Genomic DNA, 3,611 nt, shown 5'->3' on the forward strand with positions numbered 1-3,611 from the left:
TCAACCACGACGTCGTGATACCGCTCGACCAACTCGGCCTCGTCGATCAAGTCGCCGGACTCGGTGTCATACCAGCCCGGTGTCGGGTCGTCCTCCCACTTGATCAGACCTGTGGTCCAAGCCAATTCGAGCACACCGGCGGCCGACAGTTCGTTGTCGACCTCCATCTCGAAGCGAGTCCGCGACGAGCCGTACGGGCCGAGTTCCGCGCCGCCGACGATGACCACCAACTCGGACGGGTCGACGTCGAGGTCGGCCCACACCGGCGGCGGGGCCGGGCTGAAACCGCGTGGCGGCGAGGGCAACGCGGCGATGGTCCCCTCGTCGGCGGCCTCGTCGTCGACGGCAGTTTCGGTGGTCATCTCCTCGCGGGCCTTGGCGGCCAGCTCAGCCATGTCCAGCTCGACGTCGCCGAGCCCCCCGGTGAAGTCCACCTTGATCGGCGAGGTGGCCGCGGCCGCCCGCGACTCGATGTCGCACAGCCCGAGCAGCATCTCGGCCATCTCGTCGGTGGAATACGTTGTGACGCCGGCTTCTTCGACGGCGCTGACGATCGCGTCGTTATGCCCCATCAGCCCGGTGCCGCGGGTCCACCCGATCAGCGCGTGCGCGAGGCTGACGCGCTGCGCCCACGACGACTCGGCTCCCCAGCGGGTCACCACGGCGTCCAGTGCCGACTTGGCTTCGCCGTAGGCGCCGTCACCGCCGAACATGCCGCGGTTGGGCGAGCCGGGCAGCACCACGTGCAGGCGCGAGGCGATGTCGCGCTCGGCGCCGATCTTGGACAGGCCGCCGATCAGCCGCTGCACGGCCCACAGCAGCACCTTCATTTCCATCTCCGAGCGCGAGCCCGCCTCGGACAGGTCGCCGACCACCCGCGGCGCGGCGAACGGGAACAGCAAGGTCGGGGTTTGCGCGTCCTTGATGTGCATCGACTGCGGCCCAAGGCTTTCGGACTGCTCGTTGCCGATCCATTCGGCCAGTGCATCGATGTCGGAGTAGGACGCCATGTTGGCCGCCACCACCCATAGCGAAGCACCGAAGCGGGCGTGGTCGCGGTAAAGATTCCGGTAGAACGCCAACCGCTCGTCGTCGAGCTTCGACGTCGTCGCGATGACGGTGGCACCGCCGTCGAGCAACTTGCCGACCACCGACGCGGCGATCGAGCCCTTCGACGCGCCGGTGACCACCGCGACCTCAGCGCTGTATCGACCGGCATCCGGGTTCTCCGCGCCGGCAGCGATGCGGCCGTACAGCGATGCGTGGATCTGACGTCCGGCGGCCAGCGCCTTGCCCTGCCACCAGGTTGCCTGGGTCGCCACCACATGGCCGGCGCCCTCGAACCGCTCCGACAGCCGCGCCCAATCGGCGTTGGCCTCGTCGTCGTCGATCAGCCACAGCTTGACCAGATCTTCACGGGCGCTGGCCCATCGGTCGTCGAACACCACAGCCTTCTTGCCGTCGAACACCGGCGCCACCAACCGGGGCCAGTCGGCGCCGAGTTCGGTGGTGACCAGGTCGATCAGCTCGGCGTCGGTCGACGCCGGCGGCACGCTGACCGGGTCGTCGAGCCCGAGTTGGCCGAGGATCAGGCGGGCCGCGGAAGCGAGCACACCGTCGCGGCCGGTGATCTGTTCGGTGAATTCGCCCAGTGCGGCCGCATCGACCGTCGCGCCGCCGCCACCACCACCGGTCGACGGCAAGGCCACCGCGATTCCGCGGCGTGCGGCCACCGCCGTGACGGCGGCGTCGACGACGCTGTCGACGGCGGCGGCGTCAGCCAGCGCGCCCTCGTGCAGGTTGCCCATTGCGCCACCCCGGACGCTGGTGCCCTCGCGGGTACCCAACGCCACCTCGACCGTGACGTGCTTAACCCATCCCTCGCCGAGCTCCCAGGTCTTGGTCACCCGCTCGGCGATGGCCGCGGGCCGCTTACCGGACGGACCCAGGATCGTGCGCAACTGGTCGTTGATCGCGTCGGAAAGCACCGGGCCGTAAGGCTTGTAGGTGCGGGCCAGCTTGGTGACCTGAGCGCGCAACCCGGCCAGGTCGGCCTCGGCGGCGCCGTCTATGGCGCCCAGGTTCAGCTCGGAACCCAGGTCGACCAGCAACTGGTTGCGCCGCGAGGAGGCACCGTCGGTGATGGACTCGATGGAGTCCAACTCCTCGATCTGGTCGATGCGCATCTTGGCCGACAGCGCGATCAACGCCAGCGTCGCGTCGGCGGCATCGAACCCGATGTCATCGGGACGTGGCGCACCGGACGGGGCGACCGGCGCAGCGGCGGGTGCCGGTGCGGCTTCTGTCGTGGGGGCATCGGCAGTCGGCTCCTCGACCTCGAGAACGTCCTCGGGCTCGGGGTCGGTGTCGGTGGCGAACAGCACCGCGGCGTCGCGCTCAGCATTGAGCACTTCGACTGTGCTGTGGGCATACTCGGGCAGCTTCAGGGTGTTGGTGGCCAGTCCGGCGACCGTCGGCGACGATTTCACGCCGATCTCGACGAACCGCTCCACCCCCAGACCGCCGGCGGCCTCCTCGGTGAACAGCAGATCCTGGGTTTCGATCCAGCGCACCGGGCTGGCGAACTGCCAGGCCAGCAGCTCGATGATCAGTGTGCGCGCCAAGTCGAACGGACGCTCGTTGCGCCAGTAGTCGTAGTTCTCCAGGATCTCATCCAGCGGCTCGGCCGGCACCAGATCCCGGATCTCCTGGATGAAGTCACGCTCCAGGCTGAACGGCCGCGGCACCAAGTTGGGGATGTAGCGCCCGATGATCACTTCAGGGTCTTTGCCCTGCGGCATAGCCCGTTCCAGCGAGCGACGGAAGTCGGCGACGCCGACCCGCAGTACTTCGGAGTGGAACGGCACGTCGATGCCCGGCACCAGGATGAACGACCGCTTGCCGCCGGTGATTTCGCGTCGGCGCTCCACCTCTTCTTCGAGAGCCTCCAGGCCATGGACCGTGCCCGCGATCGCGTACTGCGCACCGCGCAGGTTGAAGTTGACGATCTGCAGGAACTCCCCGGTGCGCCGAGAGATCTCGTCGACGAACTCCGGCACGTCGGCATCGTCGAGATCGATCTGCGACGGCCGGATTGCGGCCAGCCGGTAGTTGGACCGGCCGAGCTCGTCGCGCGGCACGATGTCATGCATGTTCGACCCGCGCTGAAACACCGTCTCCAGCAACGCTTCAAGCCCGTAGACATCGCTCACGCAGGCCAGCGCCGTGTATTCACCGACGGAGTGACCGCATGCGATTGCGTCTTCCACGAACGCACCCTGCTCACGCATCTCGGCGACCTGCGCCGCGGCCACAGTCGCCATGGCGACCTGAGTGAACTGGGTGAGGTACAGCACGCCCTCGGGGTGTTGGTAGTGCACGCCGCTGGCGATCAGGCTGGTCGGGTTGTCCCGCACCACATGCAGGATCGAGAAGCCAAGGGTCTCGCGGGTGTACTTGTCCGCGTCGTCCCACACCTTGCGGGCGGCCTTGGAACGGGCGCGGACGTCCATGCCCATGCCCTTGTGCTGGATGCCCTGGCCCGGGAACGCGTAGACCGTCTTCGGCGCGGCCAGCCGTGCGGTGGCCGACATCACCAAGTCCGAGCCGAT

1 protein-coding gene is annotated in these 3,611 nt (G+C 68.2%); it reads right to left on the reverse strand.

Features of this window, described 5'->3' with window-relative positions:
* The coding region (locus tag VN856_RS26275; protein WP_325694779.1) for an acyltransferase domain-containing protein at positions 1 to 3,611 on the reverse strand (3,611 nt) is incomplete at both ends.

The sequence above is a fragment of the Mycobacterium sp. genome, from assembly GCF_035603715.1.
Taxonomy (GTDB): Bacteria; Actinomycetota; Actinomycetes; order Mycobacteriales; family Mycobacteriaceae; genus Mycobacterium.